This window comes from Parasediminibacterium schistidii (assembly GCF_046546515.1).
Taxonomy (GTDB): domain Bacteria; phylum Bacteroidota; class Bacteroidia; order Chitinophagales; family Chitinophagaceae; genus Parasediminibacterium.
Genome location: NZ_JBKHKJ010000040.1, coordinates 1 through 24295 on the forward strand (window position 1 = coordinate 1; position 24295 = coordinate 24295).

Below are 24295 nucleotides of genomic sequence, written 5' to 3' on the forward strand. Positions count from 1 at the left end.
TTATACGTACCATTCCTATTGCATCCCTTCGATTAACTACCCATTATTGGACATTCTCCTTGTTTCTTATAAGCAGTATAGTTGCTGAAAATATTTGATTTTTAATCAACCTATTTTGGACGTAACATATTAAAAAGAACCGTGTGAAAGGAGACTTTCAAGCACGGTTCTGTAAGAGGCTATGTCTTAAATGCCCTTATCCACTCGGCAAAAAAAGGGGGCTATTTTAGTTATATTTTGCCTTACGGCTCAATTTAATTACTATACCTGCCCACAGAAATAGCATATACGCTATTGGCAATAGTCATCAATTTGATGGTAATGCTGGTAGGGCTGCCCGTAATATCAAACACATAACCCAATGGGGCATCATCGGTAAGGCTGGTAGCAATAAGCAAGGTGCCATGGCCAATGCCACTGGTTGCTGTGCGAGAATCGTTTACATGCGCGCCTAGGCCAGAATCGTCAAAAACGGGTACGGCATACATTTTATAAGAGGCAAGAGTCGATTTTATTTTGGTGCCGCTAACACTTGGGTAGTAAACTTTTAAACCTGCCGAGTCAAGCAAATTAGGCGTATCTTCCATAACCATGAAATGCCCGTTTGACGAAGAACTAGGCCCATAACCAAAAGCCAAAATATCACCAGCATGGCTAGATGCAAAACCGCCTTTCCTTACGCCATTGTAAGTGCCTACTGTAGAACGAAGGGTTTTGTTGTATGCTGTAATGGTATCTGTGTTTACCACATTGCCAGAAATATACAACCAACCTGGTGTAGTGGTGGTAATAGTAGGGAAAGCGGTTGCAAAGGAATAAGCAGTAGCTACATAACCCTTTGCTGCAAAAACGGAGGTGTTGGCTGTCCTTATTTTGTTTAATAAATTAAGGTACGCATTGCCAGTTGCAGTAGTATTGCCAACTGCACTCAGCAGTCTTGTACCATAGCCTACACAATCAATGTAGGCATTAAAAGTATTGGTGCTGTCTAAAAAAGCATTTGGACATTGGGTTGGCCACACGGCAGAAAAATTGCTGATGCCATAAGTACTGTAACTACTTAAAGGTACATAATAGCCAGTTGTAGGGTTTTGGTAGTACTGGGATGTATTGTAAGTAACGCCCCCATAAATAAGGTTGGTGCCGCTAACCGTTAACCCCGAAAGAGTAAAATAACCTTGCTGCAACAAAAATGGCTCCGCAATGCCTTTTGCGGCTTCTAGTACCGAACCATAAAAAGTATCGTTGTACTGCGTGCTGATAAAACTGGCAGGCGTGGTGCTGACAGAAAAAGTGGTTTTGTTGTTGCTGTGCTGGGATACAGCAGATGGCGCAACGCTGATAGCATCTGTTGTTGCTTTAGTGCAGCTTGCAACACATACAACAATTAGTAATAAGGCAAATAGCAGCTTGTTTTTTCTCATGGCAAAGTTTTTTTATGGGGGTAAACAATTGTTTTCAAGTCTCAATACCTATGTGCCAGAAATGCTTTTTTTGTAACATAGCTAAAACAACCAACTGCTCCATATCTTAGCAAAAATTATAACCTATGGCGAGTATATTAATTATAGATGACGAACGTGCAATCAGGAGTGTATTAAAAGACATATTGGGCAACGAAGGTTATAAAACAGACGAGGCACTTGACGGGGAGGTAGGCTTGAAAAAATTTACCTCCATGAACTTCGACTTGGTACTGTGCGACATTAAAATGCCAAAGATGGATGGTATCGAGTTCCTGCAAAAAGCAACTGCTGCCAACCCCGATGTGCCTATTATTATGATTAGTGGCCATGGCAATATAGAAACAGCAGTTGATGCCGTAAAAAAAGGGGCATTTGACTATATAGCAAAACCGCCTGATTTGAACCGGATGCTCATTACCATCCGCAATGCGATGGATAAAAACAGCTTGGTAAAAGAAACGAAGGTACTAAAAAGGAAAGCGACCAAGGTACAAGAAATGATAGGCCAAAGCGATGGCATTAAGAAGATAAAAGACACCATAGAAAAAGTAGCCATAACCGATGCAAGGGTATTGGTTACGGGCGAGAATGGCAGTGGCAAAGAATTGGTAGCCCGTTGGCTGCACGAAAAAAGCAACAGGAGCGAAAGCCCTATTGTAGAAGTAAACTGTGCTGCCATACCTAGCGAACTGATAGAAAGCGAGTTGTTTGGACACGAAAAGGGCTCCTTTACATCGGCTATAAAACAGCGCATTGGCAAGTTTGAGCAAGCCAATGGCGGCACTTTGTTTCTGGATGAAATAGGCGACATGAGCCTTTCGGCACAGGCAAAAGTGCTTCGGGCCCTACAGGAAGGGAGAATAACACGAGTAGGGGGGGACAAAGAAATATTCGTGGATGTACGGGTGGTTGCTGCTACCAACAAAGACCTGCTGCAGGAAGTAGAGGCAAAAAATTTCAGGCTAGATTTGTACCACAGGCTAAGTGTTATTCTCATCCATGTGCCATCTTTAAATGAACGCAGAAGTGATATTCCTTTGCTTGTTGAAAAATTTTTGCAGGACATTGCCACGGACTATGGTCAGCAACCTAAAACTATTGACCCCAAAGCAATGCTTGCCCTTCAGCAACACAACTGGACGGGCAATATACGTGAACTAAGAAACGTTGTAGAGCGGCTCATTATCTTATCCGGCAAAACCATTACGGCCAATGATATTGAGAATTATGTACTGTTGAAATAGATTTTGAATTATGAACAAAGAAACCGTTTTTGAAATTTCTCAATCCCGAAGGGATGGCATTATTATAGCAAATTGAATATGTTGAGTTTTCTAAAAACTCCGAAGGGGTGAAATTATTGACAATTTCATCCCTTCGGAGTTTACAAAATCAAGTAATACCTTAATCCAAGAAAAAATACGTTTTCACTTATTTTAAAAAGGCAAATCATCCAGTGGCTCTGTTATTGCAGCAGGTGCTGGTGATGAAACCTCTTGCCTGTAAGCCTGTGGTTGTGGCTGGTAGATAGGTGCGGCCGCCTGTTGTTGTGGCTGAGCGGTGTACCCACCACCTTGGTTATCGCTTCCATCTGCATTCTTAGCGCCTAATAACTGTATGTTCATTATACGCATAGATATTACAGCATCGTGCCTTCCATCATTTGTTGTATATGTCCGCACTTCTGGTATGCCTTCTACATATACTTGTGTCCCTTTTTTCAGGTAAGGAGCAATAGCAGTTCGGTCTGTCCAATATGCGCAACTAACCCAAGTGGTTTTATCTATCTGGGTTCCCTGTGCATCCTTATATTTTTCGCTATGTGCAACGTTAAAATTGATGACAGACTTGCCATTTACATTGTTTACAACTGCGTCTTTCCCAAGGTGGCCTATAGCCAATAGTTTAAGCATATATGTATATTTTATTAATTACGTTTATAAAAGAAATATAAAATTAAGGGAAAAACAGTCATAAGTCGTAAGTGGTAAGTCATAAGTTGTAAGTCGTAAGTTGAAAACAATCAAGGTAAGTATAGAACATCCCAAATAATTCATCGTTAAGTCTTGCAACTTATCACTTAGTATATGTCATTTAGACTTACTACTTACTACTTATGACTGACCACTAATTCACCAACACATGCGTTTGCTTTATAACGCCCATTACAAACACGCTTTGCACATGGCCTATATTTTCCGCTTGGCTTAGCTTGTTTACATGGAAATGATAGTAGTCGTCCATGTTTTCGGCTACAACTTTGAGCATAAAGTCAAATTCGCCAGAAATATTGTAGCACTCTATTACCTCGTGCATTTCGTGTATGCGCTGTATAAATTTTGAGCCTTCTGTTTTGTCGTGCTGACGGAGGGATACATAGCAAATAACCATAAGCCCTTTTTTTACCTTTGTATGATCTACAAGGGTGGCATATTGTTTTATTACGCCATTTTGCTCCATCCGCTTTATGCGTTCATGCACAGGTGTGGTGCTTAGGTGTACCAAATCGGCTATTTCTTTCACGGTTGCTTTGGCGTTTTGCTGCAACAATCGGAGTATAGCCAAGTCTTTTTCATCTATGCTGGTATTTTCGGTAGCTGTTTGTTCTTTTCTAAGTGGTTTCTGCATCTTATAATATGCTTTTATGCTATAAAAATAGGTATAATTATCATTTTATGCCAAATAATTTTAAATATCCATTCATTTGTCCTGCTATTTTATATTTGTGTCCTAAATAAAAAATATGTCAACATTATCAAAGTCCATCAATTTTGCTTTGCCTTACAAGGTAGCAGACATAAGCCTCGCTGATTGGGGCAGGAAAGAAATACGTTTAGCCGAAGCGGAAATGCCAGGTTTAATGTCTATCCGTGCGGAATATGGCCCTAACCAGCCTTTGAAAGGTGCTAGGATAGCTGGTTGCCTGCACATGACTATCCAAACTGCTGTTTTGATAGAAACTTTGACAGCATTGGGTGCCGAAGTAAAATGGAGCTCTTGCAATATATTCTCTACGCAAGACCAAGCTGCTGCTGCCATTGCTGCTGCTGGTATTGGTGTTTTTGCTTGGAAAGGCCAAACACAAGAAGAAGCTGACTGGTGCATAGAACAAACATTGTTTTTTGGTGGTGCAGACCGTCCATTGAACATGATTTTGGATGATGGCGGCGACCTTACTAATATGGTGTTTGACACTTACCCTGAATTGATAGCCAACATCAAAGGCTTGAGCGAAGAAACAACCACTGGTGTACACCGTTTATACGAAAGGATGGCCAAGGGTACTTTGCCAGTTCCTGCCATTAATGTAAACGATTCTGTAACCAAATCTAAATTTGACAACAAATACGGTTGCAAAGAAAGCTTGGTTGACTCTATCCGTCGTGCAACAGACGTGATGATGGCTGGCAAAGTAGCCGTTGTAGGCAGCTATGGCGATGTAGGCAAGGGTTCTGCTGCTTCATTAAAAGGTGCTGGGTGCAGGGTTATTGTTACCGAAATAGACCCTATTTGTGCCTTGCAAGCTGCTATGGATGGTTTTGAAGTAAAACCAATGATTAAAGCCGTTGCCGAAGCAGACATCATCGTTACAGCAAGCGGTTGCCGTGACTTGATTACTGAAAAACATTTCCGTGCAATGAAAGACAAAGCCATTGTTTGCAACATAGGCCACTTTGACATTGAAATAGACATGGCATGGTTGAATGCCAACTATGGCAATACTAAAGATACCATCAAACCACAGGTTGATTTATATACCATTGAAGGAAAAGATGTTATCATATTGGCAGAAGGCCGCTTGGTAAACCTAGGATGTGCTACTGGCCACCCAAGTTTTGTAATGAGTAACAGCTTTAGCAACCAAACTTTGGCCCAGATAGAACTTTGGACAAACAGCGACCAATACGAAAACCAAGTTTATGTGCTGCCAAAAGTATTGGACGAAAAAGTTGCCCGCTTGCACCTTGCAAAAATTGGCGTGGAGCTAGACGAATTGACTGAAGAGCAATCTGCTTATTTAGGCATTCCTAAAGCTGGTCCATTTAAAAGCGACATGTACCGTTATTAATATTTTTCAGTTATTACATACAAAGCCCTGCTTCAATAAAATGAAGTGGGGCTTTTTGCGTAATACCTGCTCAGTTTTCTTGCTTCCATTTCTTCTTCCGCTTTCGTTTTTTGTAAATCATTTTTAAGGTTGAAGGCTGTGTGCACATATCAACGGATTTTGTCAACTAGAAATCTGTGTCTAACTGTACAAGATTTATGGAAAAGTAAAACTTTTTGAATGCCAAAAACCTGCCGCAGACCTCCTTTTGTGTTCTTTTCGGGGTTATTTTTTCATTTTCATTTTTTTAAGATTGTCTATTTGATGTAACTCATTGATATACAGTTGTTTTATCCATTATTTACGAAGTTTTTACAGTGATTTAATGGTGATTTATTGTGGATTTAATGATGATTTATTGTGTATCAATATGGTTTTATCGTGTATCAATGATGATTTATCATGTATTAAAAATGATTCTTTTTAGGTTGCCAAGTCCGCCTATTGATAAATCGCTGTAAATTTAGTAAAGTTGTGATAGTAGCCAAAAGAGGAATCCTATATGGGGGCATATTTCCCCCATGAGTAGCCCAATTTTCCCCCATATAGGGTGAGGACTGTAGCACTATGTTTTCGACCAAAAATTCGGCTCAAATACTTGTCTTTATTGCATTTGGCCTTTCAAAACGAAGTCAACTGCACAATCCGGGTTGAATAATGCTATAAAAGTAGCAATAATTTTTTTTTCAATTACACAAAAGCAAACCCTGCTTCATAAACGAAACAGGGTTTGTTTTTCTAATCCTTCCAACTGTCTTCATTACAAAGTATTAAATAAGGCTTAAAAATAAAATTTTAAGGCAATCTCTATTTTAAACCAAGTATCTTTATAATAGTCTTTTAAATTCAAAATGCTTGTTTTTGATAAAATGACATTTTTTATTTTTAATTGCAATTTTTAAACCTTAAAGCAGCAATTATTTGAGTTATTGAAACCCTATTTTAGAAAACCTAATTTTATATTATTTTTTGCGAATAATTATCTTATTTACCCAACCCTTAATTTTCAATTAAATGAAAGGCATACTTACATTTAAAATCCCTTTATTTTACTTGGTAATCCTTACTTGCATAGCTAGTTATAGCACCTACTTAATAACCACCAGCTATTACAACCTAGAAAAATCATTAATTGCAGCGTCCCAATTAGAAGAAACTTCTCCTGCAAGTTCATGCGATTACCAAATAAGGCGGCTAAATGGCTATAGTTTCATAAAACCACTGTTATATGCCGATAAAAATTGTGAAACGGTAGCTTTCAACCCTATAAAGCAAATGGTGCTTAGTGTTATAGACCGCTATAAATTGTCTGGCGTCCTTGCATCTGCATCAGTTTATGTGAGGGATTTTAACGAGGGTGATTTCATGTCCATAAATGAGGATGAAAAATATACCCCTGGTTCCCTAATGAAGGTACCAGCATTAATAACTTATTTGAGGATGGAAGAAGACAACCCTGGCATACTTGACAAGGAATTGGTTTTTCAACATGTTTACCCTACTTTAAAAAAAGTATCTTTAGATACAGGGCTTATAGTATTAGGTAAAAAATATACCATCCGCCAGCTATTAAAAAATATGATTGTAAAAGGCGATGAAAATGCCACCGCGCTTTTAAATGCACATATTGATATAAAAGTCTTCCAAAAAACCTTTACTGACATGGGGCTACTTGCCCCTGAAAAAATAGATGCCAATTATCCTATTTCAGCAACGGATTACTCATTATTTATGCGCACGCTCTATAATGCCACTTATTTAACCATCAACGACTCGGAATATGCCACTGAATTGCTGAGCAAATGCAGCTATAGCGAAATTGGGGGGGATCCAGTACTTCCTACAGCTTCGAGGGTAGCCTATAAATTTGGCGAGGAGGATACAGCTGTAGAAAAAGAATTGCACGAATCAGCTATTGTATATGTAAATCATTATCCTTACCTAATTACGATTATGACCAAGGGGAATGATTTAAAGAAACTTTCTAATGTTGTAGGCCAAATATCTACAATTGTTTACAAGCAAATGGCAGCAAAAGGCTAAGTTTAGCCAAGCTATCTATGCAGACATAATTAAGTTAATACTATTTATTTTAAAGACCTCACCCCAACCCCTCTCCGAAGGAGAGGGGCAAGAACGAAACCCTCTTAGAATTATATTAAGATAATTATGACTTATTACTTATCTATTAAAATACTTACTATCAATATGAAATATTTTTTTTTAGTCTGTTCCATTTTAGCAGCAAGTTTTTCTTTTGGTCAAGAACACAGTTTAGTGAAAATATGGGAAACAGATACCCTGCTTAAGACACCGGAGAGTGTATTGGCCTATAAACACTGCGGTTTTTTATTTGTATCAAATATTGATGGAGGTGCCGCCGCAAAAGATGGAAAAGGTTCGGTAGGTAAGGTTTCTTTGGATGGTAAAATTATTAAAACAGATTGGGTAAGCGGCTTGAATGCACCAAAAGGGATGGGCATATTGGGTAATCTGCTATATGTGGCAGATTTAACCGAAGTAGTTGTAATAGATATAAAAAAAGAAAAAGTTATCCAACATATACCTGTTGACAGCTCTACGTTCCTGAATGACATAGCAGTAGATAAGAAAGGTATAGTATATGTTAGCGATACAAGGACTGGCAAGGTACACCGGATAGAAAATGGGAAGGCAACTACTTATTTAAGTAAATTGAAAGCACCAAATGGTTTACTTTGTGTTGATGATATTTTGTATGTATTAGACAAAGGCAGCCTTTTGAAGGTAACAAGCAACAAGCAAATAACTAGCTTAGCCGATGGGATGGATGCTAGTACTGACGGTATTGAAATGGTAACAACAGATGAGTTTATTGTTAGCTGCTGGGCTGGCATTATCTACTATGTAAAAGCAGATGGGAATAAACAAATACTATTTGACAATAGGGCCACAAAAATAAATAGTGCAGACATAGGGTATAATGCCAAAGAGAAAATAGTATATGTGCCTACCTTTTATGGCAACAAAGTAGTGGCTTATCAATTGAAATAGAAGCATCGGGAGTAAAACTTAAATGGCTAGTTCAGGACATGCTACTGCTGGCTTCCGATAACTTGCGATTTTATAAACACCGTCCTCAACATTTGTAGGCCAACCGATAAAATAATAAGCCCAAAACCAATATAAAAGCTGTCACTTAGCCCTTTTTCTTCATGGTAAATAATAAATGCAAGCCCAATGCCGTAAACTGGTTCTAAATTTAAGCTAAGGTTTTGCGTAAATACAGATACTTTTTTTAATGCCTGCAAGGATAGTTCCATGGCCAGCACTGTGCAAAACCAGCTAAGTAAAACCAGCCAAATAACATCTGTAAGTGATGGGAAAAGGTAAGTGGTAGGAAAAACAGTGAGATAAAACGGGAGCAGCAGGGTACACATTAGCCACCCACCTATTAGTTCATACAACATCATTGTTTTGGGCTTGATGGTGCGTACTAGTTTTTTATTAAAAATGCTAAACAACACGCTTAATATAGTAGCCACTACGCCAATTAATATCCCGCTATGGAACCGGGCATCAAAATGAAATATTAAGCAAATGCCAAGCACGCCAAGCAACCCCAATGCAATTTCAGTAATATTAATAGGTGTTTTTGTTATGAAAGGCTCTATTAGTGCTGTGAACAAACCTGCGGAGGAAAGGCAGGTTAAGGCAATAGACACGTTGGCCGCTTTGATGCTACCGTAAAAGAAAACCCAGTGCAATGCAACAATGCACCCAACGGCAAATAATTTAGCCACTGTTTTTACAGGCGGTTTTTCAAGTTTTTGCTGTTTCCACATGAGCAGAAAAAGCGTAATGATGGTTATTGATAGCCTATACCACACGAGCAAGCCTTCGTTCAAGTGGATTAGCCTTCCCAATACGCCCGTAAACCCCCAAAGAAAAACGGCGGCATGTAGTTTTAATAAAGCAGGCTTCACGTTACAATATATTACTTTAATATTGAGGTTGTTAAAAAAACTGAATTTTAAGTTTAAAAGGGTTGCCTACCTGTAACAGATGGGCAACCCTTTTGCTTTTGGGGTATATAAATTGTTTGTTACTTACTTTTTGATACTAAGTCATTTGTAAAATTGGCTGTTATTACTTTACTGGAAGAACCTGCTTTTACCTTGTTCCTATAATTCTTAAAAATACTGCTCAATTGCATCCTTATTACGCCCAATACGCCTTCTTTAATAATGCTTTTGCTCATTTTGCTTACGCCAATTTGCCTGTCGATAAAAGTAATAGGTACCTCCTTGATACGGAGGCCTAGCTTCCAGCAAGCAAATTTCATTTCTATTTGAAACGCATACCCAACAAAATGGATAGCATCTAGGTTTATAGATTCTAATGCTTTTCTAGTATAACAAACAAATCCCGCAGTAGGGTCGTTTACAGGCATCCAGGTAATGAGCCTAGTAAACAAAGCCCCTCCCTTTGAGTAGAAATGCCTGTCGAAAGGCCAGTTTTCTATTTTGCCTCCGGCTACATACCGGCTGCCAATGGCTACGTCTGCTGTGCCATTTTTGCAAGCGTTGTATAGGTTTTCTAAATCCTTAGGGTTGTGGGAGAAATCGGCATCCATTTCAAAAATAAAATCGTACCCATTCTTCAGGCTCCATTTAAAGCCGTGTATATAAGCTGTGCCTAAGCCAAGTTTGCCTTGCCGCTCTTCTATAAATAACTGGCCTGCGTATTGCAGCATCAAGCCTTTTACAATTTGGGCGGTGCCATCGGGCGAACCATCATCTATAACCAATACATGATACCCAGCGTTCAAATTAAAAACGGCAGCAATAATGAGCGGGATGTTTTCCTTTTCATTGTAAGTAGGAATAATTACTATTTTATTCAACGCTTTGATGTATGATAAAAAAACAATAATAAGTACAAATTAAAGACACAAATAACAATCAAATAGTTGCAATGTTGTTTATATTACTTTTTCAATAGTGTCTTGTTCAATATTTCCGTAAATTTTTGCTTGGTATTCAAAGCAAAATCGCCTTTCATCATCCAGTCATAATACTGCGGCTCTTCTTTTAAAACCTGTGCTACTGGCTTTCCTTTATGCTTGCCAAAATTGAATATCTCTATCCCCTTTGCATCGCGTACAAAACGCCTTGCAAAGTCCACAATATCATCTTCACCCGTAAATTTCACAATGCTTTCCAAAGTATTACCAATATTGGGGTATCGTTCTACCTGTGCTTCCAATACCTCCCATGTTGCAAGGGCATCTGCCTCTGCTCCATGTGCCCCTTCTAATACCTTGTTACAATAAAATTTATATGCTGCGCTCAAAGTCCTTTGCTCCATTAAGTGGAAAACTTTTTGCACGTCAACTAGTTTTTTCCCTTCCACGCTAAATTCTAAGCCTGCCCTTGAAAATTCTTCAATCAAAACTGGCAAATCAAATCGGTTGCTGTTATACCCCCCCAAGTCGCAATTCTCGATAAATTGTTTTACTTCATTGGCTACTTGCTTAAAAGTAGGGGCGTCCTTTACCATTTCGTCTGTTATGCCATGTATATCGCTAGAAGCCTGTGGTATAGGAATGGTAGGATTGATCAATTTGCGCTTTACAACTTTGCTGCCGTCTGCCATTATTTTCACAATGCCTATTTCTACAATCCTGTCGTTGGTAATGTTGATGCCAGTTGTTTCTAAATCAATAAATGCTAAGGGGCGGCTTAGTTGTAACTTCATTGCTAAAAGATGTAATAATTGAAAAATAATAGAACAGCGAAAGTAAGTATATAGACATGAAAACACTTACTCCTTTTAGATAAATAACTTGTAAAGTTTATAATATTATGCCTACTCATCCAATGGTACAACGGCCTAGTAGCCAAAAAAATGAGGCAAGCAACTTTATATTTTCATAAAAATTGCTTGCCTCCTGAATACAATGCCTGCCACAGCGTTAATTCATAATGTATAATTCATAATTAAATTTCTCCTACTAGTTCCTTGAACAACAAAGATAGTTTTGGCTCTGCCCCTTTTGCGGCTTCCAATACTTCCTCATGGGTAATTACATTTTCATCTTCACGGATACCAATATCGGTTACAACGCTCATTGCAAATACTTGCATACCGCAATGAACGGCTGCAATATTCTCCTGAACAGTACTCATGCCTACCACATCGCCGCCAACGGCTTTTATCAAGCGGTATTCGGCTTTGGTTTCAAACGTAGGGCCTGTAACACCTACATATACGCCTTGCTTCACTTCAATGTTGTGTGCTTTGGCAATGTTAATTGCCTTGGCAATCAAGGCTTTGCTATACGGCTCTGTCATATCTGGGAAACGTGGCCCTAGTTCTTCTACATTATGCCCAAGCAATGGATTTAAGGAAAAGAAACTGATATGATCGTTTATAATCATCAGGTCGCCTACTTTGTAGGTTGGGTTTACGCTGCCAGCAGCATTGGATAGCAAGACTGTATGCACGCCCAGCAATTTCATTACCCTTATTGGGTAAGTAACCTGTATGGGGGTATAGCCTTCATAAAAATGGAAACGGCCGCTCATTACCAATACCTTTTTGCCACTTAGCGTGCCGTAAATTAATTTGCCGCCATGCCCCTTTACGGTGCTAACTGGAAAATGCGGTATAGCTGAATATGGTATTTCCTTTTCAATTCCTATTTCCTCAATAAAATTCCCAAGCCCGCTTCCAAGTATGATGCCTACGGCAGCATCGGAAGGGAACTCTTTTTGTATAAAAGAAACGGTTTCTTTTAATTGTTGCATCAATAAACTCATAGAAAATATTTAATGGCAAATATATAGTGTGGCATCTAATTTATACAATTTTGCAGAAAATGGGTATAAAAAGTACAAATACAACAGCAAAACTAAAAAAATTGCCACAAAGACTCGAAGGCTCGAAACAGTATTAAGCAATGGGTTTAAATAACTTTCTCAAATGTAAATAATATCTTGTTAGCTGCTAAAACCTGATAGATACGCACCTTTATCCCCAGCCTAAAGGCATGGAGCTATTAATTATACCTGCTATGGTCTAGTTTTGCTAATCCTATGCCTTAACCTTACTTATCTTCCTTATCCTTTTGCTTCTTTGTGCATTCGTTCCTTTTTAGCTACTACAAAATAAGGGCATAAAAAAAGCCGTGGTGATTACCACGGCCTTTATGATAGGTTGTAAGAGTAATGTATTAAGCAATACGCTTTACGTTCACGGCATTCAAACCTTTACGGCCTTCTTGCACGTCGAATTGAACTTTATCGTTCGCTTCGATTTGGTCTATCAAACCATTAGCATGTACAAAAGTTTCTTTGTTAGTGTCATCATGCTTGATGAAACCAAATCCTTTTTCCTCGTTGAAAAACTTTACAGTTCCTGTAATTTTTGTGTTCATTGTAAATTTGTAAATTATTATTAAAGCACAAAGATAGGGGGAAAAAACCGTGCGAAGTACATTTATTTGTGTTGAATGGTAAAATAGAAGAATAATTGGATTAGCAGCGGGGCTACATTGCCACAAAAAAACGAAGGCGCAAAGCCACATGAGGTAATGAATGTATTAGATTTTGCAACTTCTGGAAAGCTCCAAATCAACTATAAAGCATTTGGCAGGATCAGTAAAAAGGGTATGCTTTTTTCATATTTTACTTCGTAATAATTTACACCTATTTGTAAGTTTTTATAGTACATTAACCTATTGTCCCAATAGTTTTTTTCAGATGTGATGCACCAGGCATTTTCGCCAAGCATTTTCGCTAAAAACCATTTTTCAACCAAGCGCGTTGCCCTTCCATTGCCATCAATAAATGGATGAATATTAACAAACACTAAGTGTATAAAAGCGGCATAATAAAATATTTCTTCGATGGCTAATTTACTTTGTAATAGAACAGAAATATCAGCAAAAAATTTCTCCAATTCTTGTTTTACAAATTCAGGTTCTATTGCTAAATAAATAAGCCGTCCCTCGCTTCTCACTCCTACTTGTACTTTTCTTATTTTGCCCCGCTCTTTTTTAACAAGGATAGAGTGCGTTAATATTTCATGTGCCTTTAATAATGTTGCTAGCGACAATTCATTTTCCTTGGCAAACTGATAGGCTGCAATCAGCTGCTCTATCTCCTTCATTTCTTTTGTCTTGAGGTGTAGCTTAAACTCGCTTGCCTTTAAATATGTATCAAAACTTACTGTATTGCCTTCAATATTAGAAGAATGCACGGCAGCATTGGCAAGGTAGAAAGTAAAATTATCAAGGCTATGCGGCTTGCTTTTTAGTAAGGCAAACGAAGTTGCTATGTCAACTGTTAATTGGTTTTTATATTCATTTAAGTATGCATCACTTAATATTTTCAACTCCATTTTGCTTTATTTTACTAATCCTCACCAAATTGGCAATACCACTTTGCTTTGGTTTTCATACACCCTTATGGTTGCTTTTTTAAAATCCTCGTCTTTTGCATGGTAAATATCCAAGAACTGCTGCGGGTTCCTGTCTACCAGTGGGAACCAGCTACTCTGTATTTGCACCATGATACGGTGGCCTTTTTTAAAGGTATGGGCAATGTCGGGCATGGTATATTTTACTTGTGTTGGCTGATTTGGCACAAAGGGTTCTGGCTTTTCGAGACTGTTCCTAAACTTGCCACGCATAATATCCCCACGTACCAGCATCTGGTAGCCATTCATTACATAGGTATCATGTGCTGAATAGTCGAAACTATCCGGGAAAACGTCTATTAGCTTCACTATAAAGTCGGCATCGGTTGTGCTAATGCTTACCAATAAATCGGCCACCAAGGGGCCAGCCACCGTAATGTCGTCAGAGAGCACTGGCGATTGGTAGGCCAATACATCCGTCCGGCGGGCAGCAAAACGCTGGTCGTCCGTCATATATTCCCTTGTCCTGTCTGCAGTTACTTCCTGCGTGTAAGGTACAGGCTTGGCAGGGTCGCTGATATATTCGGTATAGCTGCTTAGCGGCTTCATTTTGCTTTGCATAGAAGAAAGCCCCCCATTTGCCTGCAAATAAAAGTCGGTGGGCTTCATGCCAGCAGGTGGCCACTGCGGAAGCTTTTTCCACTCATTGCTGCCACTAAAGAAAATAGTGGCTTTGGCAAGGAAATCCAAACTGCCTTGCCCTTTGAGGTAATAATTGAAATAAGGTAGCTCAATATTGTTTTGGTACCATTTGGCAGTGTTGCTGCCAAACTGCACATTGCCTAGGTGCGTGCCATCATTACTAGCCCATTGGCCATGAAACCAAGGACCAATTACCAATTTGTTGCTGGCTGCTTTGCCATTTGCTTCAATGGCTTTGTATAAATTCCATGTGCCAAAGCAATCCTCGGCATCAAACAGGCCACCAACTACCAGCGTGTTGGTTTTTATATTGTCCACAAAATTGCGGGGGTTGCGTGCTTTCCACCAATCATCGTACACAGGGTGGTTCATTACTTCGTGCCAAAACAAGCAACTATCACCTATCAACCGACTAAAATTGGGCAATGCCCCTGTACGCAGGTAAAAATCGTAACTATCCTTTGTAGGGAAATCAAATTCTTTTGCAGCTTCTTTTGTTGGGCGGGGGTGTGGCTTTCCAAAACTAAAATCGAAGCCAAACTCGTCCATCAAAAACAAAGCACCATTGTGGTGCGTGTCGTCGCCGGCAAACCAGTCTGTTACAGGTGCCTGCGGGCTAACCGCTTTGATGGCAGGGTGGTTGCACAAGGCAGCCATGGTGCTGTAAAACCCAGGATAAGAAATGCCAAACACGCCCACATTGCCATTGTTGTTGCCGATATTGGCAAGCAGCCAATCAACGGTGTCGTATGTATCGCTGGCCTCGTCTATTTCTTTTCCTTTTTTATTAGGGTTAAAGGGGCGTATGTCCTGGAAAACACCCTCGCTCATCCACCTGCCACGCACGTCTTGTTTTATAATAATATAACCCTCCTTGTAATATTTCATTGCATAGCTGCTATACCATACCCTTCTGAAATTATCCTCGCCATAAGGGGCACAGGAATAAGGTGTGCGGGTTAATAAAAAAGGGTGCTTTTCTGTGTTGTCCTTGGGTACATATATAGAAGTAAACAATTTTACGCCATCACGCATGGGTATCATTACTTCTTTCTTTGCATAATGTTTCATTATCCAAAGGCTGTCTGCATTCTGGGCCACAGCTAGTAATGGGAGCAATAGGATTAACATCAATAATTTCCGCATTGTTTTTTCTTTTAAGTAATCAAAGTAAAGAATAATTCGGGAATGACAATTGGTAGATTGGGGTGCATAAAAGTTTTTTCATTTTTTTTTATTAAAAAAATCAACCTAGCCTAACCTCGCCCCTCCCGAAAGACTCGGACAAGTTACCTAAAGGAAAAGGTAATAGGGACAGGGCAAGGATACAATATTTGTATAATTTTAATAATGTGAATATCTCCTAGTGTAATATTAAAATAGTTTCAGTTTTGCTATTTTTGTGAGATTTTTACGCTGTCTCTTTTTTTTTAAAAATCGTTACCTCCCTCGTAAGCCATTGATTATCAATAAAAATATCAAATTTTTGTGCTTGATTTATGCTTATTTTATGATTATTTTGTGCTTGATTTATGCTTGTTTTGTGCGTAATTTATGCTTATCTTATGCTTATTTTACCGCCATAAATACAAGACCAAATTTGGGGACTACAACTATATTAATATTAGTAAAAAAAGAACTACGATTGGGATGCAAAGACACTAGTTTTGTAAGTAGTTTGTATTAAGTGCGTTTCTAGCACAAAGATAAGGTTTTATAGATTGGGTGGTATCAGGACTAAGCGAAAAACTTTTATGTATCCGTCGATTGATTTAAATCTACTTTTAGTAACACTATTTGTATGTGTAATTGTATAATTTGTGAAAATAGAAAACATAAACTAATAAAAAATTAGAATATATTAAAAAAACTATACTTTTGTATGACGATTGTACCTACAGGGGATCTCTTAAAGTAATTTATACTGCTTATAACTGCTTTTGTAATTGGATTAATTGCTTTTTTGGATACTTGGGTTTTACTAATAAAGCCATATTTTCTTGATTAAATACATACATACCTGCCATGAAAATTAGGAATATTTTCTTAGTTATTTTGCCATTTCTGCTGCTTGCATTAGCTATTTTTTTATTTAGCTAATAAAGTATTTATACCTACTAAGTTGCAAGTTTGGTTAATCTGCCACGAAGGCACGAAGACACAATGTGGCACAAAGTTTTAAGGGGAAAGAAGAAAAGAGAAAGGTTTATATTATCCATACCTTCTTTACCGCATTTTTCTTTATGCTTCTGTATTTTTTTATGCCTACGCGGCGAAATAATACCTAGTTAGTAAGTACTATAAAGTAGGCTAGGCAGTATATTTGCTTGCTTCATGCTACAGCTTCAACAAATATCTTTAGTGCAATTCCGCAATTATGCAAGCCAACAATTTGCGTTTACTGAAAAAGTAGTGGGCATTTGTGGGCTTAATGGAAGCGGGAAGACAAATTTGCTAGATGCAATTTATTACCTTGGTTTCACCAAAAGCTATTTTACCCGTAGTGATAGCCAAAATGTGCACCACGGCACGGAAGGAATGCGGCTGCAAGGCGAATTTTTATTGAATGATGAACCTCAACAAGTGGTCTCTATTTTGAGGGAGAACAACCGCAAAGAATTTAGCATAAACGGCTCTGAATATAAAAAATTTAGTGAGCATATTGGGCGATTGCCATGCGTGATGATTGCGCCAGATGATATTGCCCTTATCATTGGCGGCAGCGAGGAACGCAGGAAATTTATAGATACCATCCTATCGCAGATAGACAGGGAATACTTGCAGCAATTGATAGATTATACCAAAATATTGCAGCAGCGGAATAGCCTACTGAAACAAGCAAATGAACAAGGCAATATAAACGAGGCATTGCTGCAAATACTAAATGAGCAACTTGCCCATAACGGGGAATGGATATATAAGCAACGCAGTTTGTTTTTAGGCTCTTTCCTGCAATTAACATCGGAATTTTATACCCGCATTGCTGGCAAGGACGACATGGTAGCCATAAGCTATGAGAGCAACTTGCAAAATGGGGCAATGTTGCAACTGCTGCAAAGCAGCCGCCAAAAAGACATGGTACTGCAACGAACGACAATAGGGGTACATAAAGACGACCTGATTGTGAAAATGGGAGAGAGGCCTTTTAAAAATGAGGCATCGCAGGGGCAACGTAAAAGCTTGCTTTTTGCCTTAAAGCTAGCCGAATGGCAAACCCTTAAAACACAAAAGGGCTTTTCCCCCATCCTTTTATTGGACGATGTATTTGAAAAACTAGATGAAGAACGAATGCACAACCTTTTAGGATGGGTTTGCACAGATAATGGCGGGCAGGTATTTATAACGGACACTCACAAAGAAAGATTGCAGGGGCAATTGGGCGCAATTGGGGTTGCCTACCAGTTGATAGAACTTTAACCTGGATTTTGCAATTGAAATCTATTGCAAGCCCCAACTACTTCAAACACAAGCATTTGCTTGATTTTTTGGCCTTGCCATAGTACACTATGTTTTCGACCAAAAATTCTGCCCAAATACTTGTCTTTATTGCATTTGAGCCTTTCATAACGAAGTCAACTGCAAAATCCGGGTTTAAGTTATTTTGAATTTTAGAGTAGGTAAGTATGCAGACTTTTTTAAGTTAATACTATTTATTTTAGAGACCTCACCCCAACTCCTCTCCGAATTATATTAAGGTAATTAGGGCTTATTACTTATTATTGTTTTTTTTAAACAGTATTAACAAGGAATAGGATCAAAAATAATTTTCTTAATTGCTAAAAAAGCTTAAGTATAACTGTTGTTGATACCATACCTATTTTACTTGTGCTATTTGGTCTTGAAATAGTTGTCAAGCATTAATAATGCAGTTTTAAATTCTTGAAACCTGTCTTTGTTCAGAATTTTTATTAGTGCATTTTCTAAGTCTTCATTTGCTTTCTTAAAATCATCTAAAAATTGCCGCCCTTTTTCTGTTAAGGATAGCGTTTCTGATTTTTTATTGTTTTTTGATGGGCTTGTCGCCAAATACCCGTTTTCAATTAGCTCATGATTCAATTTTGAGATTGCTTGTCGCGAAATGCCCAATTGTTTTGCTACAATATTGTGGTTATTTTCCTTTGTTTCAATTCGGAGCAAAATACTTACATGGGTTGTTCTAATATCTTGATAACCAATATCTGCCCATTTTTGGTTTGATGAAATAGCCAATTGCCTTGACAAGTGGTGAATAAGCCCCGAAATATTTTTTTCATCATTCATTTGGTAGTGTCATTTTATTTGACATATATTTGTCAATAGTATTGACATTGTGTAAATACTATTGACGCAAATATAAAACAATAAAATGAAAATTGAAATTGAGAAAATTAGTATTGCTGGGTTAAAAGCCCTTCAATTTGCCAAGGAACAAAATGCATCTATTTGCTTAACTGTTATTGATGACGGCGGGCATATTGTTTATCAAATTAGAATGGATAATGCAAACTTTATGACGAGTGAGGTAGCTTTCTTAAAAGCGAAAACTGCTTTCTTATTTAAATGCCCATCACATAGTTTAAGGGCAATTATAGAGAAAGTACCTGTTTTGGTTCATGCAATTGAGCTAGTGCCTGGTGATGCTTGCATGTTAGAAGGTGGTTTTCCTTTAAAACTTAATAACAAATTTGTGGGTGGAGTTGGTGTTTCTGGCGGCAACTTTGAACAAGATTTAGGGATAGCTTCTGCTTTTGTTGAATTTTTAAATGAATTGCACAATGGAAATTAATAGTGAAGAAATACCGTTTGATGTTCGTTACAAATTATTAACTGGAACTATTGTGCCTCGCCCAATTGCTTTGGTGTCAACTATTTCACCAAATGGGGATTGTAACCTTGCACCATTCTCATATTTTAATATTGTAGGCCATAATCCAATGGCTTTATCGTTTTCTGTGGCAGGCATTAAACCAAACAGGTCAAATAAAGATACTTTCACAAACATTGCTGCAGAAGAAAAAAGTGAATTTGTCATTAACATCGTTAATGAAGCCATAGCAGTAAAGATGGCGAAAACAGCAACTGTTTTAGACTATGGTGTTTGTGAATTTGAATATTCTGGTTTAACAAAAGAAAAAAGTTTAACCGTAAAGCCATATCGTGTTAAAGAGTCGCCTGTATCATTTGAGTGTGAAACTTTTAAAATTATTGAAGTTGGCATTTCTAAACTAATAATTGGCCTTGTGAAACACTTATATGTTTCGGATGAATTATTAGAAGATAATTTCAGGGTTAATCAGTCAAAACTGAAAGCAGTTGGCAGGATGGCTGGTTCAAGCTATTGTGTATCCACTAATTTATTTACTGTTGATGATGAAAAGTTTTTTCCGTTGTAACTGCGAGTGATATTATTTAGAGCAACAAGATTATTTATGAACATACCCCCTAATTTATCACTTATCAGTTATAACTAATTTACCTTTGCTTAATGGGAGAATATAGCATTGGGGATGCCATAAAAAGCATGGTAAGCAAGAGCAATTTGCGCAACGGCGTGCGTGCCGTGCAAATAGAGGAAGTATGGGAAAGCGTAATGGGCAAGACCATTGCTAAATATACCGAGAAATTAAAAATAATCAACCATACCCTTTTCATCACCACGCATGTGGGGCCTTTGAAGAATGAATTGGTTTACCAGAAGCCACAAATTATCCAACGCATCAACGAGGCATTTGGAGAAAAAGTAATTAGCCAAGTGGTGATAGATTAAATTTATTAAAAATTGCCACAAAGGCTTGAAGGTTCAAAGTAGCGCGAAGGATTTAAGGGAAAGAAGAAATTTTATATTTTACATTTCTCCTTTTCTTCTTTGTGCTACTTCGTGTTTCAGTGCCTTTGTGGCATAAAAAAGGCCCAGAAAATTCTGAGCCTTTTTTTATGTGCGGCAAAGGAGATTCGAACTCCCACGCCCATGACAGGCGCTACCACCTCAAAGTAGTGCGTCTACCAATTTCGCCATCGCCGCATCTGTTCTGCTGCAAATGTAATGTATGGCAGGTTTATTTTGAATGCTGATTTTAAATTTTGTTGATTATTGCCTTTTTGACAAAAAAGAAGAAATGGGCTAATTCTTTTTTGCTTTGCTGATTGGTTGTGAAAAAATTATTGCTTTTAAACCCCGATAGGTAGGCTGTTCAGAATAGGCTTTAAAGACTTCGTACAGTTTTAAGCGAAGGTTTAACCACAAAGAACACAAAGTTTTTCGCAAAGAAGCATAAAGGAAGCTGCCTTTAAGGTAAAACGTTTCACTTAAAGGACACAAAGAACGGTGCGACTAGACTACTAAACAGTAAATGTACTTGTGCGTAAGTAGCTGAATACTGTGCGAAGAAGAACCGCTGATTCTGAACAGCCTACCCGATAGGTTTAAAAAAAGTAGCCACAGGTGCAACCCGTGGTAAACTATTAAGAATATGAGTAACCCTGCAAGAGGGTGGAGCTGTTTATGGCATCATACTTTACGCTACCATTCAATAGCAGATACGATTTTAAGTTCAAATCTTGTGAGTTTCGTTGCCGCAATACATTCCTACCACGGGTTGCACCTGTGGCTACTGTTGTTTAACCCTTCAAGGGTTTTTAGTAAACCCATCAGTAGCTCAAAAAAGATTTATCCCAAAGAGTAACCTTAAACTCCCATTTAAACATAACAATAAAAAGGTTATCTGAATGTTACAACCTATCCTACTACTACAAGAGAATGTACCACCCTAATGTTTTGTTGCCAAAAAGCACCAAGAAAATAGTATTCCACTACTACCAAGCCCTTTAGCGAGCCATCAACATTTATCGTCATCACTACTACGCTACAACACTACAAAACCCTTGTAAACATTGATGTTTAGTTCATCAACCACCCTATAATCTAGGCTTTTGCATCGGCGTTCCTTTGACTTGCAATACAGCAAAACAAAATAAGGACGCCATGAAACGCATCATCACACTCATCGCAATAATCGTTGTTACAATACTAAAAGTAAATGCACAACAATACAACGCCCTTCCATTTGGCGTGTCTCTCTGCGGCGCAGAATTTGGTACTGATAACCTGCCAGGCGTTTACAACACCAACTATATATACCCTGATAAAAATGAAATACAATATTTCGCCAGGAAAGGCGTAAGCGTAATGCAATTGCCTTTCCGCTGGGAACGCATCCAAAAAAGGCTTGGCGGTCCATTAGATGCTACTGAGCTAGCATATATGAAACGCTTTTTGAATGACTGCGCTGCTTCTGGCGTAATGGTAGTATTGAACATGCACAATTTTGCACGTTACAAAATGAACAATGTAGAATACATTATTGGCACACCACAAGTGCCTGTTGCAGCTTTTAAAGATGTATGGACTAAAATGGCTGCTGCATTGAATGGTTTTGATAACATTTATGCTTTAGACATAATGAACGAACCTCACGACATGGGCAACAACTCTTGGTTCAATGCTGCCCAACAAGCCATTAACGGCATCAGGCAAGTAAACAGGAACATCTACATCATGGTAGAAGGCGAAAGCTACTCAAACGCTCCTTTATGGGCTGAATACAATGACAATTTGAAAAACCTGTACGACCCAGCCGACAACATCATTTACAATGCCCATTGCTATTTTGACGGCGATTTGTCTGGCACTTATGCTAAAAGCTATGATGCAGAAAATATTACTCCACAAACTGGCATAGATAAAGTAAGCCCTTTTGTTAACTGGTTGAAAGCCAATAGGAAAAAAGGGTTTGTAGGTGAATTTGGAGTACCTAAAAACGACAGGCGCTGGTTGCCAGTTTTGGATAATTTCCTTCGTTATTTAACTGATAATGGCATTAGTGGTTCATACTGGGCAGCTGGTCCATGGTGGAAAAGCTACCCACTTTCTTTGCACCCAATAGCTGGCAACGACCAACCTCAAATGGGTATTTATGCCAAATATCTACAAAACAATGGCGTAGCAGTAGCAAGGAACTAATTTAATTAGGAATTAAGAATTAGGAATTGACAAATGCTGTTGTTGTATAATCAATAGAGGTGTTGCGCAATAAGTGCAGCACCTTATTTCTCTTGTTTCTTTTGTTTTTCTAAAGGTATTTAAGGCTTCACAAGCGATATTTAAACTTTGCCTATGAAATAAAAAAAAGGGCTTAAATGGCATTAAAATAGGCAAATACGTTAATTTAATTTACACTAAGTATGCAGACATAATTAAGTTAATACTATTTATTTTAGAGACCTCACCCCAACCCCTCTCCGAAGGAGAGGGGCAAGAACGAAACCCTCTTAGAATTATATTAAGATAATTATGGCTTATTACTTATATCGCCAAAATGGTGAGCGTTTAATTTTGGAGCACTTCACGAGTGAGCAACTCTGTAAGAGTGGCTCACTCTGAATGTAGGCAGCCTTACTATTTGTGATGGTTGATTATCTACTTTGATTGCAAAAGCATTACTGAAAGTATCACGCTCTAAAATCGGTAATAAAGTATGAATGATGTATAAAAACAAGGCTGTTTCTATGTTGAAGCAAAATCAGGAAGGCAAAAAGTAAATTATTTCCTGATTTATTTTGATTTTTTATAAAAAATATTTAGTTGTAATGGGCATTTTTTTGCTCAAAAAAAAGATGTTTTTGATAGTTTTTGAGTAGCAATTAGCATTGGTTCATAAAAATTGCTCTAATCAAATTACTACACGGCATTGATATACATTGATAGTGCAATCGTAGCTACGGTTGCATATAAACCTCTCAAATAAGGCTTTCTTTGTGGAATAATAAATGCATCAAGAGAACCAATGCAGGTTTTCTTGAATGGTATCCTCATCCCATTAGTTTCCGGGGCTATTTTACTGCCACATTGTTACTAAACCAAGTTTTGTGCCAATCTGTTAGATTTGGCAACTTTTAGAAAATTACCCAAACAAAAAAGGGAAACTGGCAAAACCCAGCTTCCCTTTAAGGAATAAATTTATTTGAATACTTGCCGCACTACTTGGCAACAGGCCCAATAGGCAAAACCACTTTGCCATATACTTCATTTAATAAAACGGCCATCCCAGTGTAAATGGCTGCTGCGCCGCAAACAATGCCTTCATAGCCTGTAAACAGTTTTAGGGAGGCGTTGCCAGTTGCATCGCCGATAGCAAGCAAAAAGAACAAAATGGTCAACGTAGCAAATACAAACTGCAATGCCTTGCTAATTTTTAATGTGCCAATAAACAGGAACCCGGTAAAAATGCCCCACATGACCAAGTAGGCGATCATGCCTTGTGTAGAGCTAGCCGCAACCCAGCCTAGCTTAGGCATTACAATAAGCCCTACCAACGATAGCCAGAAAAAACCATAAGACACAAAAGCAGTAAGCCCAAATGTGTTGTTCTTTTTAGACTCCATGATGCCGGCAACAATTTGTGCCAAGCCACCATAAAAAATACCCATTGCCAAAATCATGCTGTTCATCTCATAAATACCCGCATTGTGCAGGTTTAGCAATACAGTGGTTAGCCCAAAAGCCAACAATCCCAATGGGGCAGGGTTGGCAGAAGTGTCCTTAATAATTGTTGTTGTTTGATCCATACGGCATTTAATT

Annotated in this window: 21 protein-coding genes and 1 tRNA gene; 9 read left to right on the forward strand and 13 right to left on the reverse strand. The window is 38.3% G+C overall.

Annotated features, from left to right (window positions below):
* Positions 1-254: 254 nt before the first annotated feature.
* Entirely contained in the window at positions 255-1424 is a 1170-nt protein-coding gene (locus tag ACHFIY_RS17320; protein ID WP_410847381.1) for a hypothetical protein, read from the reverse strand.
* A gap of 125 nt (positions 1425-1549) precedes the next feature.
* Here ACHFIY_RS17320 and ACHFIY_RS17325 point away from each other — a divergent pair, with 125 nt between their 5' ends.
* The gene (locus ACHFIY_RS17325) at positions 1550-2710 is read left to right on the forward strand and encodes a sigma-54-dependent transcriptional regulator (protein WP_410847382.1); all 1161 of its coding nucleotides are present in this window, start codon (positions 1550-1552) and stop codon (positions 2708-2710) included.
* Positions 2711-2902: 192 nt separating this feature from the next.
* Here ACHFIY_RS17325 and ACHFIY_RS17330 read toward each other — a convergent pair whose 3' ends face one another.
* Both ACHFIY_RS17330 and ACHFIY_RS17335 read right to left on the reverse strand, forming a co-directional pair.
* On the reverse strand, positions 2903-3379 hold the full coding sequence (locus ACHFIY_RS17330) for a single-stranded DNA-binding protein (protein ID WP_410847383.1): 477 nt from the start codon (positions 3377-3379) through the stop codon (positions 2903-2905).
* Positions 3380-3593: 214 nt separating this feature from the next.
* Positions 3594-4094 (reverse strand): Lrp/AsnC family transcriptional regulator, encoded by a 501-nt coding sequence (locus ACHFIY_RS17335; protein ID WP_410847384.1) that lies wholly within the window; start codon positions 4092-4094, stop codon positions 3594-3596.
* Between the two features lie 115 nt (positions 4095-4209).
* Here ACHFIY_RS17335 and ahcY point away from each other — a divergent pair, with 115 nt between their 5' ends.
* The 3 genes from ahcY (at position 4210) to ACHFIY_RS17350 (ending at position 8607) form a co-directional block, all read left to right on the forward strand.
* On the forward strand, positions 4210-5535 hold the full coding sequence (gene ahcY / locus ACHFIY_RS17340) for an adenosylhomocysteinase (protein ID WP_410847385.1): 1326 nt from the start codon (positions 4210-4212) through the stop codon (positions 5533-5535).
* A 1053-nt stretch (positions 5536-6588) separates the two neighbouring features.
* Positions 6589-7617 carry a serine hydrolase gene (locus tag ACHFIY_RS17345; protein WP_410847386.1) on the forward strand — a complete coding sequence of 343 codons (1029 nt, stop codon included), beginning with the start codon at positions 6589-6591 and terminating at the stop codon, positions 7615-7617.
* A 126-nt stretch (positions 7618-7743) separates the two neighbouring features.
* Positions 7744-8607, forward strand: a complete 864-nt coding sequence (locus tag ACHFIY_RS17350; RefSeq protein WP_410847387.1) for an SMP-30/gluconolactonase/LRE family protein — start codon at positions 7744-7746, stop codon at positions 8605-8607.
* A 41-nt stretch (positions 8608-8648) separates the two neighbouring features.
* On the opposite strand, the gene ACHFIY_RS17355 is transcribed toward ACHFIY_RS17350, so the two are convergent.
* The 7 genes from ACHFIY_RS17355 to ACHFIY_RS17385 all read right to left on the reverse strand — a co-directional run bounded on the left by ACHFIY_RS17355 (position 8649) and on the right by ACHFIY_RS17385 (position 15825).
* Positions 8649-9539: a DMT family transporter gene (locus ACHFIY_RS17355; RefSeq protein ID WP_410847388.1), complete on the reverse strand. Its 891-nt coding sequence runs from the start codon at positions 9537-9539 to the stop codon at positions 8649-8651.
* 119 nt (positions 9540-9658) lie between these two features.
* A complete protein-coding gene (locus tag ACHFIY_RS17360; protein ID WP_410847389.1) occupies positions 9659-10459 on the reverse strand; it encodes a polyprenol monophosphomannose synthase in 801 nt (266 codons plus the stop codon).
* An 83-nt stretch (positions 10460-10542) separates the two neighbouring features.
* Entirely contained in the window at positions 10543-11313 is a 771-nt protein-coding gene (locus ACHFIY_RS17365; protein ID WP_410847390.1) for an exonuclease domain-containing protein, read from the reverse strand.
* 242 nt (positions 11314-11555) lie between these two features.
* Positions 11556-12377 (reverse strand): purine-nucleoside phosphorylase, encoded by an 822-nt coding sequence (locus ACHFIY_RS17370; RefSeq protein WP_410847391.1) that lies wholly within the window; start codon positions 12375-12377, stop codon positions 11556-11558.
* Positions 12378-12790: 413 nt separating this feature from the next.
* Positions 12791-12994 (reverse strand): cold-shock protein, encoded by a 204-nt coding sequence (locus ACHFIY_RS17375; RefSeq protein ID WP_410847392.1) that lies wholly within the window; start codon positions 12992-12994, stop codon positions 12791-12793.
* 200 nt (positions 12995-13194) lie between these two features.
* Positions 13195-13959, reverse strand: a complete 765-nt coding sequence (locus ACHFIY_RS17380; RefSeq protein WP_410847393.1) for a Fic family protein — start codon at positions 13957-13959, stop codon at positions 13195-13197.
* Between the two features lie 21 nt (positions 13960-13980).
* On the reverse strand, positions 13981-15825 hold the full coding sequence (locus ACHFIY_RS17385; protein ID WP_410847394.1) for a CocE/NonD family hydrolase: 1845 nt from the start codon (positions 15823-15825) through the stop codon (positions 13981-13983).
* 1188 nt (positions 15826-17013) lie between these two features.
* Here ACHFIY_RS17385 and recF point away from each other — a divergent pair.
* Positions 17014-18096 carry a DNA replication/repair protein RecF gene (recF, locus tag ACHFIY_RS17390; protein WP_410847395.1) on the forward strand — a complete coding sequence of 361 codons (1083 nt, stop codon included), beginning with the start codon at positions 17014-17016 and terminating at the stop codon, positions 18094-18096.
* Between the two features lie 411 nt (positions 18097-18507).
* On the opposite strand, the gene ACHFIY_RS17395 is transcribed toward recF, so the two are convergent.
* Positions 18508-18939, reverse strand: coding sequence for a MarR family winged helix-turn-helix transcriptional regulator (locus ACHFIY_RS17395; protein WP_410847396.1), 432 nt, complete (start codon positions 18937-18939; stop codon positions 18508-18510).
* Positions 18940-19024: 85 nt separating this feature from the next.
* Here ACHFIY_RS17395 and ACHFIY_RS17400 point away from each other — a divergent pair, with 85 nt between their 5' ends.
* The 3 genes from ACHFIY_RS17400 (at position 19025) to ACHFIY_RS17410 (ending at position 20425) form a co-directional block, all read left to right on the forward strand.
* Complete coding sequence (locus tag ACHFIY_RS17400) at positions 19025-19444, forward strand: GlcG/HbpS family heme-binding protein (RefSeq protein ID WP_410847397.1); 420 nt, start codon at positions 19025-19027, stop codon at positions 19442-19444.
* Positions 19434-20051 (forward strand): flavin reductase family protein, encoded by a 618-nt coding sequence (locus tag ACHFIY_RS17405; RefSeq protein WP_410847398.1) that lies wholly within the window; start codon positions 19434-19436, stop codon positions 20049-20051. Before ACHFIY_RS17400 ends, ACHFIY_RS17405 begins: the two co-directional genes overlap by 11 nt.
* 92 nt (positions 20052-20143) lie before the next feature.
* Entirely contained in the window at positions 20144-20425 is a 282-nt protein-coding gene (locus tag ACHFIY_RS17410; RefSeq protein ID WP_410847399.1) for a DciA family protein, read from the forward strand.
* A gap of 170 nt (positions 20426-20595) precedes the next feature.
* Here ACHFIY_RS17410 and ACHFIY_RS17415 read toward each other — a convergent pair.
* A tRNA-Leu gene (locus tag ACHFIY_RS17415) sits at positions 20596-20680 on the reverse strand.
* Positions 20681-21640: 960 nt separating this feature from the next.
* Between ACHFIY_RS17415 and ACHFIY_RS17420 the strand changes: the two genes are divergently transcribed.
* The gene (locus ACHFIY_RS17420; RefSeq protein ID WP_410847400.1) at positions 21641-22678 is read left to right on the forward strand and encodes a glycoside hydrolase family 5 protein; all 1038 of its coding nucleotides are present in this window, start codon (positions 21641-21643) and stop codon (positions 22676-22678) included.
* A gap of 1016 nt (positions 22679-23694) precedes the next feature.
* Here ACHFIY_RS17420 and ACHFIY_RS17425 read toward each other — a convergent pair.
* The gene (locus ACHFIY_RS17425; RefSeq protein ID WP_410847401.1) at positions 23695-24282 is read right to left on the reverse strand and encodes an acetate uptake transporter; all 588 of its coding nucleotides are present in this window, start codon (positions 24280-24282) and stop codon (positions 23695-23697) included.
* Positions 24283-24295: the final 13 nt, after the last annotated feature.

What these genes read in the sequence shown, in the direction of transcription:
- ACHFIY_RS17410 (WP_410847399.1), top strand. Translation starts at nt 20,144, where the DNA reads ATGGGAGAATATAGCATTGGGGATGCCATAAAAAGCATGGTAAGCAAG.
- ACHFIY_RS17405 (WP_410847398.1), top strand. Translation starts at nt 19,434, where the DNA reads ATGGAAATTAATAGTGAAGAAATACCGTTTGATGTTCGTTACAAATTA.
- ACHFIY_RS17400 (WP_410847397.1), top strand. Translation starts at nt 19,025, where the DNA reads ATGAAAATTGAAATTGAGAAAATTAGTATTGCTGGGTTAAAAGCCCTT.
- ACHFIY_RS17370 (WP_410847391.1), bottom strand. Translation starts at nt 12,377, where the DNA reads ATGAGTTTATTGATGCAACAATTAAAAGAAACCGTTTCTTTTATACAA.
- ACHFIY_RS17380 (WP_410847393.1), bottom strand. Translation starts at nt 13,959, where the DNA reads ATGGAGTTGAAAATATTAAGTGATGCATACTTAAATGAATATAAAAAC.
- ACHFIY_RS17425 (WP_410847401.1), bottom strand. Translation starts at nt 24,282, where the DNA reads ATGGATCAAACAACAACAATTATTAAGGACACTTCTGCCAACCCTGCC.
- ACHFIY_RS17375 (WP_410847392.1), bottom strand. Translation starts at nt 12,994, where the DNA reads ATGAACACAAAAATTACAGGAACTGTAAAGTTTTTCAACGAGGAAAAA.
- ACHFIY_RS17365 (WP_410847390.1), bottom strand. Translation starts at nt 11,313, where the DNA reads ATGAAGTTACAACTAAGCCGCCCCTTAGCATTTATTGATTTAGAAACA.
- ACHFIY_RS17325 (WP_410847382.1), top strand. Translation starts at nt 1,550, where the DNA reads ATGGCGAGTATATTAATTATAGATGACGAACGTGCAATCAGGAGTGTA.
- ACHFIY_RS17350 (WP_410847387.1), top strand. Translation starts at nt 7,744, where the DNA reads ATGACTTATTACTTATCTATTAAAATACTTACTATCAATATGAAATAT.
- ahcY (WP_410847385.1), top strand. Translation starts at nt 4,210, where the DNA reads ATGTCAACATTATCAAAGTCCATCAATTTTGCTTTGCCTTACAAGGTA.
- ACHFIY_RS17320 (WP_410847381.1), bottom strand. Translation starts at nt 1,424, where the DNA reads ATGAGAAAAAACAAGCTGCTATTTGCCTTATTACTAATTGTTGTATGT.
- ACHFIY_RS17330 (WP_410847383.1), bottom strand. Translation starts at nt 3,379, where the DNA reads ATGCTTAAACTATTGGCTATAGGCCACCTTGGGAAAGACGCAGTTGTA.
- ACHFIY_RS17385 (WP_410847394.1), bottom strand. Translation starts at nt 15,825, where the DNA reads ATGCGGAAATTATTGATGTTAATCCTATTGCTCCCATTACTAGCTGTG.
- ACHFIY_RS17395 (WP_410847396.1), bottom strand. Translation starts at nt 18,939, where the DNA reads ATGAATGATGAAAAAAATATTTCGGGGCTTATTCACCACTTGTCAAGG.
- recF (WP_410847395.1), top strand. Translation starts at nt 17,014, where the DNA reads ATGCTACAGCTTCAACAAATATCTTTAGTGCAATTCCGCAATTATGCA.
- ACHFIY_RS17345 (WP_410847386.1), top strand. Translation starts at nt 6,589, where the DNA reads ATGAAAGGCATACTTACATTTAAAATCCCTTTATTTTACTTGGTAATC.
- ACHFIY_RS17335 (WP_410847384.1), bottom strand. Translation starts at nt 4,094, where the DNA reads ATGCAGAAACCACTTAGAAAAGAACAAACAGCTACCGAAAATACCAGC.
- ACHFIY_RS17420 (WP_410847400.1), top strand. Translation starts at nt 21,641, where the DNA reads ATGAAACGCATCATCACACTCATCGCAATAATCGTTGTTACAATACTA.